This is a genomic window from Cupriavidus mimosae (assembly GCF_023952485.1).
Taxonomy (GTDB): Bacteria; Pseudomonadota; Gammaproteobacteria; order Burkholderiales; family Burkholderiaceae; genus Cupriavidus; species Cupriavidus taiwanensis_C.
This window is the reverse complement of record NZ_JALHRY010000045.1, coordinates 1-6,247: the sequence shown is the minus strand read 5'-3', so window position 1 is coordinate 6,247 and position 6,247 is coordinate 1. Positions and strand designations below refer to the sequence as shown.

The window sequence follows — 6,247 nt, the reverse complement described above, 5'->3', positions numbered from 1 at the left end:
AGAAAAAGGGCATCGTGGAATCGGGAGTCAAGTACGTAAAGAACAGCTTCGGGCCGCTGCGCGACTTCCGCGACCTCGCCGATGCCAACCGCCAGGTGCGCGCCTGGGTCATGGCCGAGGCCGGCACTCGCATCCACGGCACGACGCGCCAGCAGCTGTTGACGGCGGTGTAAAAGCGGCAGTAAATGGCGGCGTACGGTTGGGTAAGAAGGTCAACAGCAAGGGGCCGCATGCGGCCCCTTGCTGTTTGGGTTGGACAGCAGGTTAGAACGGATCGTCGAGGCTTTTCTCGGGGGGCGAGCGCTGCTCACTCAGCAGGTCATGCAATGCGAGCTGGTAGTGAGCGCAGATCCGCTCGCGTAGATCGTCGATGAGTTCGACGACGGCGAGCGCCTGCTCAGCGGACCAGTTGTCTGGGATCAGGAAGTCGAGCCCCTGGGTGATGCCTGACGGCAGATGCAGATGCGTCATGATGGTTTTTTCTCCGCCCGGGCCACGCTGCGTTTCTTTGCTCGCTGATCGGCCCGCTCGCGCGCTTCCTTGACGCGATACGACTCGCCCTCGATCGCGATGACTTCGGCACGATGCACCAGTCGGTCAACCAGCGAGACGACGCAGGCGGCATTCGGGAACACCTCAGACCATTCGACGAATGGTCTGTTTGTTGTAACCACCGTACTGGTGGCGCCATATCGGCGACTGATGAGCTCGAACAGCAGATCGGCATGTCGGTTTGAGTACGACAGGTAGCCGACCTCGTCGATGACCAGCACGTCCGGCGAGGCATAGCGGTGCAGGCGCCGACGCAAGGCCGAATCGCTGTCAAGAGCGGCCAGCTCGCCGAGCATCTGGCAGGCGGTGGTGAACAGCGCCGTGTGCCCGTGGACGAGCGCCTGATAGGCCAGATTCAGCGCCAGGGTCGATTTGCCGACGCCGTTCGGGCCGATCAGCACGACGTTGGCCGAGTCCTTGACGAACTCCAGCTACATCAATTCCTCGACGGCGGCCCGGTCGCAGCGCGTCGGCCACGTCCAGTCGAAGTCGCACAATGGCTTGAAGTTGCCCAGGCGGGCATCCCGGATGCGTCGCTCCAGCGAGCGACGCGAGCGCTCCTCTTCTTCCCATTGCAGCAGCGGCGCTACCCATCCAGCATCAGCGACCTCCGGCCAGTGCGCCAGCAGCCCATGCAGGCGCAAGGCATTCGTACGGCTTTGCAGGTTCTCAGGCGTGTTCATTGGCATCTCCAGCGATCTGATCGTAGATGTCGAGCCGGTGGGGTATGACCAGCTTGTCCTTGTGCCGGACGTGTTCAGGCAGATGGATGCCCACCGGCGGGGGTGCATGGCGCGCTTCGCGCCGGCGCTCCAGCGCCAGGCGCACCGGATTCTGGTGAGGTGCCGCGTCGCTGGCGAGGGTTTCCTCGATCGCCGCTTGCAGTTCGGCGGCGCCATACCGGTCGAGCAGCCGCAGCAGGTGGGTGGTGATGTTGCCCAGATTGCCGCCCCGTTCCGCCGCGCGCAGCAACAGCGCCTGGCTGGCCGGCGCCGCCCGAGCCAGATGGTCAAGTCCGCGATGGTGGCGGGCTTCGCGTTTGCGTTCGACCAGGGCGTTGATGTGTGCGGCAATTTCTATCTGCGCGCCGCGATCGTAACTGCGCTCATGAGTGGCGAGCAGTTCCGTGCCATCGAGGATGCGTACCTGCCGGGGACTGGCCCGCACCGTGAGCGTGCGTCGCACATGGGTATGCGGGATCGTGTAATCATTCAGGCCGAAGCGCACGTACGGTGTCTTGCCGACCTTGACGTTCTGTTGCGGTTCGCACGGATAGGGATTCTCCGGCAAGGCGAGCAGGCTGGGCTGCTCGCGGCAGAACGCCTCGCGTACGCTGATCGTCGGTTCTTCCCGGCAGGGGCGATCGGCCGCAAGTCCCGCACACCAATGGGCGGCTTGAGCGTTGAGCTCATCGAGGTCGGTCACGGTGCGTCCGGCGAAGAAGTTCTCGCGCACGTAGCGGATGGCGCGCTCCACGCGCCCTTTCTCGTTGCCACGGGCGACGGCAACCGGCCGGGGCTCGTAGCGGTGATGCGCCGCGAACGCGAGCAGCGTCGGATGGAAACGGATCGCATCTCCCTGGCGTTCCAGAACGGCGCTCTTCAGGTTGTCGTAGAGCAGGACCCTGGGCAGGCCGGACCAAGCCTCGAAGGCGCCGGCATGGCCGGCCAGGAAGCTATCCATGCGCGCATCGAGGAAGAATCTCAGATAGATCTGCCGCGACCACGACAGCACCATCACGAAGGCCATCAGCGGCCGGCGCGCGCGGCCGATCTGCAGATGGCCGAAGTGTCCCCAGTCAACCTGCCCTTGTTCCCCCTGCAGGGTGCGCAAACGCAGATAGGCTTCGGGCAGTGGGCGCGGCCGGTGCAGCGCGATCATGTGCCGGAAGTGGTGCTGGCTCCCGCGGTAGCCACGCTCGGTCACCATCGCATACAGGCGGCTGGCCGTGAGCGACGGGAACTTCTTCAGCGTCTCATGGATGAATGGCAGGTAGGCGTCGATCTGCGAGGGCCGCTGCACCGTGCCAATCCGGGGTAGGCCGGCCTGTGCCAGCACACGTTGAACGGTGTCGCGGTGCACATGCAACTGGCGCGCGATGGTGCCGGCGCGCCATTTCTCGACGTGGTAGTAACGCAGAATCTGGGCTTCGAGTTCTACTCCAATGGTCATGGGTCGTGTCCTGTGCGGTCAGTCGTACGAACATCACGGAAGACCCTACGACGCAGTGGTCCGAGGCGAACAAAGCCCGAGTATGCGCAACGGCAGAAGTGGCAATGCTCAGACACAGGTATTGAGGCGCCAGCGGGCGCCGGTGCTCTGGCCGGCGTCGTCAAGGTCAGCGGCAGTAGAGCATCGGCGGCCTGCGCGACGGAACCCTGATGCGTCACTTTCTTTTGGCGACAGCGATAGCGGCGCATCCGCTCCGCGTGCGCCAGGCGGCCGCGGCGGCTGTGTTGGTAGCGCTGAGCGGCCTCGCGCAGACTGGCGCGGCGCGCTGCTTGCGAGCAGCCGCCATTGCAGTAGACCTGACCGCGGTCGCAGCGGCGGCAAACAATGACCTGCGCCCGGCAATGAGCGCACACAAAGAGGCGGCCCGTGGCCGGCATCGGCAATCCCCCGTTATGCCGAAACGGCCTCGACGGGCTGGACGAGCCGTGCCATACTGGCCCGGCACGCGCGCCCTTGGCACGAGTGGGGCACGACATCGGGATGAACTTGGCGGTTTGGACCGGTGTCGTGCCTGTTTCTTTTCGGCGGTAAATCCGACCTTTTTACCGCATCCCTACTGCGACGTCACCACCTTGCGGAATGCCCGTCACCGGGCGCGTCTGCACTCGCCCTACGGGCTCGTTCCGACGCGCCCGGTGACAACCCTTCAATATCAAATCAGAAGACCTTGGGACAGTCCTGCAATGCAGGAGTTGTTCTGCATCTTTAAGCTACGCCACCGTTTAGTGCCGGTTTTAAACAGCCGTTCACAAGGGCAGCAGAGCCTCATAGTCGTCGGCTGTCTGTGCCTGTGGCAACGCCTTGAACAAGGCAACGAGATACTGATACGGATCTACGTCGTTGGCCTTACAGGTTTTTCACTCCACCCGAATCCAACCGGCGATTCCACGGCAAAGCAACCATGGATTCCACGGGAAGCCGACCATCTTGCCGGGGTAGGAAATCCCGCCTGGTAGAGCGCTGGGATGCAGGGATAACCATGGCACTCTCGATCGCAGGTCAGCATCGACCAGCTCGGCTTCGAAGAACGTCTCGGGCTGCTCGTCGAACGCGAATGCAGCAAGCGCCAGTCGCGCATGTTCTCGGCCCGGCTGCGGCGCGCACAACTTCGCTTCCCAGACGCCGTCCCCGAGGACATCAACTACCGCGCTGCCCGCCGCCTGGACCGGGCCCTGCTGGCCCGCCTGTTGACCGGGGAATGTACTGGGGACACCTGAACGTGATCCTCATCCGCAAGACAAGCCTCGGCAAGAGCTGGCTGGCGTACGCCTTGGCGAACCAGGCTTGCCGACATGGCTACTCCGTCGGCTACCTGCGCATGCCGAAGTTCAGGGAGGAGATGGCTATGGTCGATGGCAGCGGGCGCTTCGGGACGTTGCTGGCCCAATGGGCCAAACCCGACATTCTAGTGGTGGACGACTTTGCGACGACGCCCCTTGCCGACTAGGCGCGCCGTGATCTGCTTGGCCTGCTGGATGTTCAGCACGGCTCGCGCTCAACCGTCGTCACCAGTCAAATCCCCGCTCCGGGCTGATAGGTTGGAGTCGTGGCGCATTCAGCTCCCTGTTAAACGGCCAAGCACACTCGATTTGCGTTTGTGCAGAGTATCCTTAACCATTCTTCTCAAGAGTGATTTGAAGCCTTTCTTTAGGTGTCACGGTTGCTTCGTAGATTGCGATGTGATCGTTCGACGCGAAAGTAACGTGCGGCGTTCCTTGAACATGACCCAACTGTGGGTTCACCGTATGCCCGTAGGGCGTCACTGCGACCGCATCGCCCGGCACGCCTATCTCGTCGAGCGTGAGGGTTCTAGACTGCATCGCGGGATAATCGCCGCTCGATATCGTCGTGGCATGCCACGTGCCGTCGCTACTCTGCCACTGGACTGAGAAGCAGAACACATAGCCGGTTTTGTTTTTTACTGTGATCTTTTGAGCCTGGATCATGATTTTTCCCATGCGAAGAAATTATAGGAATGACGTAAAGGGACTCTCTGCTTAGCGATGCTCGGTCTTCTCCTTGGTCAGTCGAGATAAGTCGCGCCAAAAGCACTTCTGCGGCTATAGGAAGAGAAGGTCGCGGGATATCAATAATGAAGTAAATGCAATCTATGTTCCTGGCGCCCAGGAAAACTGATAACCATCCGAAAAGTGAATAAATCAATACTTATTCTTGGGTGATTTGTTATAATTGTTATATCATTGAACATCATGTTGTCTTAAACTGTACACCGCTGCCCCCGGTTCCCGCCACTGACCTAGCAGGCCGCTGAAATACCTCCAGCGAACGTTGTGAAAAACCGCTAACCCACCGGCCCTATCGGGGAAGTCGCACCTCTTCCGCAGCCTCACCGAGGAGCCCCTCAATCTCGATTTATGCAACAACGCCGCTTCAAGCAATGACGTAGCAAAACTTGATTTTGATCAACAACAGGGAAGTTGGCCATTCTTTCTGCCTTGCCTCGCACATACCATATTGCCTAGACTTCTCTAGCCATTCCTCGTGCTGTTTCAGGAATGACGAACATAGCGAGTTCGTGCCATTTTGGCATCCAGCAGGAAATATTGGAATGGAATGGGCCCAGTGTTTTGCCTCGACGGCATTTCTCAAATCTTTGTAATTGTGGCTCGACATTTAAACTTCAAACTTTCAAGGATCCAATCATGTCTAACATCAAGAAGGCAGTGTTCGGCGCGCTAATGACCATCACTTTGCTCGGGGGCGCGGTGTCTGCATCAGCTCAGCCAGTATGCCAACCCCAGCATCCAGGGCAGACATGCGAGTATGATGCGGTGCTGAAGACCTGCATTTGTAACTAAGAATTGAAAGGCCTGGATAGTACGCTCCATGCCCGTCAATATGGACACCTTCTTTAATCCGCTCCCTCAAAGTTTGACGCCCGTCTAACTTTGAGGGGTGTATTACCAATGCGAGGATATTCCGTTCAACAACGATACGACCATCCTTAATGACCATGGATGCGTAACCAGAAACAGACGGCAATGGGTTCGCCGGGGCTCACAGAATGCACAGTGATAACAGTAAGCTGGGTTGCTTCGCGGCCGCGCCGCCTCTGTTCCATCTTCCTACCAACACCCCGATGGCGTCTAGTCATTGTTGGCATCGAGCGTGCACATCTGGCGGAGGGGCCGGAAGGCTCCACGTGATCCGTCGATCTCATGCGGCAGCCGGATCTGCTCCCACGGCACGACCGGATCGGGCAGTGCCGCCGTGACCAGGGCGCGCGCCCGCTGAATCGCTGATCTGCGGCTCGGGGAGGGGCAGCGACCGCAACGTTTCGGGCGCGCGGGCGACCGCCTGGCGCGACGACGCGCCCGCGTACCAGGCGCGCAGGGCCGCCAAGGCGGCGGCGTCGGGGAAATCGGGCGAGATCATCGTGTCTTGCATCGAAAATCGTTCGCGGGGTGCGTAAGCTTTGGTATGGAGATGGCCAGGCCGGCAC

The 6,247-nt window shown here is 60.7% G+C and carries 5 protein-coding genes and 4 pseudogenes; 3 read left to right on the top strand and 6 right to left on the bottom strand.

Annotation, left to right across the window (positions count from 1 at the left end; all coding sequences use genetic code 11):
• A pseudogene (locus MKD50_RS29865) lies at nt 1–164 on the top strand (IS21 family transposase); the annotation flags it as partial.
• Nucleotides 165–264: 100 nt separating this feature from the next.
• Here the strand turns inward: MKD50_RS29865 and MKD50_RS29860 are convergent.
• The 4 genes and pseudogenes from MKD50_RS29860 to MKD50_RS29845 all read right to left on the bottom strand — a co-directional run.
• Nucleotides 265–471 (bottom strand): hypothetical protein, encoded by a 207-nt coding sequence (locus MKD50_RS29860; protein WP_012354803.1) that lies wholly within the window; start codon nt 469–471, stop codon nt 265–267.
• A pseudogene (gene istB / locus MKD50_RS29855) lies at nt 468–1,235 on the bottom strand (IS21-like element helper ATPase IstB). Before istB ends, MKD50_RS29860 begins: the two are co-directional and overlap by 4 nt.
• Entirely contained in the window at nt 1,222–2,724 is a 1,503-nt protein-coding gene (gene istA / locus MKD50_RS29850) for an IS21 family transposase (protein ID WP_012354806.1), read from the bottom strand. The pseudogene istB and the gene istA overlap by 14 nt, the downstream one beginning before the upstream one ends.
• A gap of 806 nt (nt 2,725–3,530) precedes the next feature.
• Nucleotides 3,531–3,641: pseudogene (locus tag MKD50_RS29845) on the bottom strand (transposase domain-containing protein); the annotation flags it as partial.
• Between the two features lie 147 nt (nt 3,642–3,788).
• On the opposite strand from MKD50_RS29845, the gene MKD50_RS29840 reads away from it, so the two are divergent.
• Nucleotides 3,789–4,001, top strand: coding sequence for an ATP-binding protein (locus MKD50_RS29840; RefSeq protein ID WP_331935451.1), 213 nt, complete (start codon nt 3,789–3,791; stop codon nt 3,999–4,001).
• A 2-nt stretch (nt 4,002–4,003) separates the two neighbouring features.
• Entirely contained in the window at nt 4,004–4,231 is a 228-nt protein-coding gene (locus tag MKD50_RS29835) for an ATP-binding protein (protein WP_240988366.1), read from the top strand.
• A gap of 163 nt (nt 4,232–4,394) precedes the next feature.
• Here MKD50_RS29835 and MKD50_RS29830 read toward each other — a convergent pair whose 3' ends face one another.
• Together MKD50_RS29830 and MKD50_RS29825 are read right to left on the bottom strand one after the other, a co-directional pair.
• Entirely contained in the window at nt 4,395–4,730 is a 336-nt protein-coding gene (locus MKD50_RS29830) for a hypothetical protein (protein ID WP_012354810.1), read from the bottom strand.
• A gap of 1,164 nt (nt 4,731–5,894) precedes the next feature.
• Nucleotides 5,895–6,192 (bottom strand): annotated as a pseudogene (locus MKD50_RS29825) (hypothetical protein); the annotation flags it as partial.
• Nucleotides 6,193–6,247: the final 55 nt, after the last annotated feature.